Below are 2,509 nucleotides of genomic sequence, written 5' to 3' on the forward strand. Positions count from 1 at the left end.
GGAAGGCCCCTCTATGAGGACAAGAGGCCTGACAATTTTCGAAAATGCTTAAATAGAAATTTGTGGGACAGCAGTGGGCCACGCCTCTCTTTTTTTATGCGCGTTCCTTCTTGCGCGCGTTATGCGCATTTCAGCTGCTTTAAAAAGCGCTGTCGCTGAATGTTGCTCACGCCGTCCAGTGACGGACCCGGCCGGTATCAATGTGAATAAAACCACTTTTCGGATAGTAACCTACACCACCACTGCCCATGGCCAGCGCAGCTTTGTGCAGGTGACGGTGTGATACGCCGGGGATGCGGATGTCGATGGCACGGCCCTGCATATGCAGGCTGTGTTCGGCGACACCATCGCTGGCGTGGCGCAGATCGGAATTGGTTTTGGGGGCACGGTAGCCAGAGATGATGTACAGAGGTTCGTGATGACCGAACAGCTCCTGCAGATAGTACATGTTCTGATACAACTCGCGTTGCATGGCCAGCGCCTGATTAGCATGATGATCGCGCACCAGATAATCCAGCGTCTGAATCTCATCGTCCAGATACTGGCCATCGGCCCAGAAGGTACAGTTGGCAGATTCACCGGTGTGGATATTGTAAACCTGCAGTGAGCGCTCACCCTTTTGCTGTGACTGGGCAAAAACGCCCGGGCTGGCGACAGCAGAAGCAATACCGGCTGCACTTAACGCAGCAGCCTGGCGGAGAAATTGACGACGGTTGTTCATGCCTGGAAATCCGGATCATTAAACTGAAAATTCTTTAATGCCGGGATTATGCCAAAGGCGGTGATTTAAAAATGATGATCAGTTCCGTCGTTCACGTAACGCTACATTAGTCATACATATTTCTGTAACACGCTCACGAGGGCTGACCTTAAATGAATAAAAGTCAGTTAAGTCTGAATATCGGGGCAGGCGCTTCTAAGTCGCAGGTATGAGGAATGACGATGAACGCCGCCATCCCTGCACTGATTGTGTGCGTACTGTTACAGCGTCACAGGATTGATTGCCGGGCGGCCAGCGATCAGATCGCGGTTGTAGACATCATCACGGACCTGAAGGTTGCCGTCATCATCGACCCAGGTTGTCCAGTACATCAGATAAACCGGTACCTCATCCTGTAAGCGGATGCGTGTTGTGCGGTTCTGATCAATGGCAGAGTCGATGTTATTGCGGGTCCAGCCCTGATAGCCGCGAAGCAGTTTTTCGGCCAGCAGACGGGGTTTCTCTACACGCACACAGCCGGAACTGAGAGCGCGCTTATCAAGATTGAATAACTGCGGTTGCGAGGTGTCGTGCAGGTAAATATCTTTGTTATTAGGGAACAGGAATTTAATCGTTCCCAAGGCATTATCGTCACCGGCTTTCTGTACCAGGCGATAAGGGAAGTAATTGGCCGAAACCTTCGACCAATCGACATCGTAGGGGTTAACGAACTGATCAACACCGTTTACCCGGGTAATCAGCTGGTAGCCTTTGCTTTTCAGATAGCCGGGATTGCGGCGGATCTTTGGCAACAGGCTGGTGACGGCGATGCGGCGTGGCACTGACCAGGTCGGTGCCAGTTCCAGCGTACTTATCTTGTGCGACATTACCGGGGTGCGGCGATCCAGATTACCGATGATGACTTTCATATCCAGCTCAGCGGAACCGCCATTCATCAGCTGCAGGCGGTAGTCAGCCATATTGACCATCACATGGCGGTCGCCCAGCTCCCGTGGCAGGTGACGCCAGCGCTTCATGTTCAGGGCGATCTTCTGCGCCATCTGGTATGGAGGAACATTCAGCCATGCCAGAGTCGCCTGATCCAGCTCTCCGTTTTCGCTCAGTTTGTGGCGCTGCTGGAAACTTTTCAGGGCTGCGGCCAGGGTGTCATCAAACAGGAATTCCGGGCGACTGAGGTCAATGGTGGCATGCTCAGAAGGTGCCAGAGTATGTTCTTCTGCTTCCTTGAACAGCCATGACAGGGCGCCTTTTTTAAGGTCGCCATACTGGCTGAGCATCCAGCGCAGGTGAGGAACCAGACGATGGCTGTCACCGGCTTTCAATACCAGATCGTCGGGCAGCGGGTACCAGCGTCCGGAGTTGGATATTGCCAGATAGCGGTTAAGCTGTTTGCGCAGTTTCAGGTAACCCGGATGTGAGGGCGTGAGTTTCTCGACCAGAGAATCCAGTTCATTGCGGCGGATGGATTCGGCCAGCAGATTGACAATCTGGTCTTCACTGATGCGCTCTGTAAGTCCGGTGGATTGTGTCGCTGCGACTTTGCGGATAGCGTGATCGCCCTCGCCGGTGTCGGGCAGCAGTTCGGCATTGAGTGCCTGTTCGGCGTAGGTGATGAATGCATCTGTGAGCAGAACCTCCACCGCAGTCGCCTGTTTCGGCAGGTTCGACAGGCGGCTGGTTTCGCGTTCCAGGGTCGGCAGTTCATAGCCATACTGGCGCCAGTCATCCGCTGCTGTTTCACGCAGTACCTGCAGCAGGCCTTTGGCGGCATCGGTCAGCTCGTAGCTG

2 protein-coding genes are annotated in these 2,509 nt (G+C 53.9%); both read right to left on the minus strand.

The window, feature by feature from the left end:
* Positions 1-166 precede the first annotated feature (166 nt).
* Positions 167-721, minus strand: a complete 555-nt coding sequence (locus B2Z72_RS05105; protein ID WP_296981121.1) for a DUF882 domain-containing protein — start codon at positions 719-721, stop codon at positions 167-169.
* 260 nt (positions 722-981) lie between these two features.
* On the minus strand, positions 982-2,509 hold a 1,528-nt coding region (locus B2Z72_RS05110), incomplete at its 5' end, for a L,D-transpeptidase family protein (protein ID WP_297004300.1).

The sequence above is a fragment of the Thalassolituus sp. UBA6592 genome (assembly GCF_002433655.1).
GTDB lineage: Bacteria > Pseudomonadota > Gammaproteobacteria > Pseudomonadales > Oceanobacteraceae > Venatoribacter.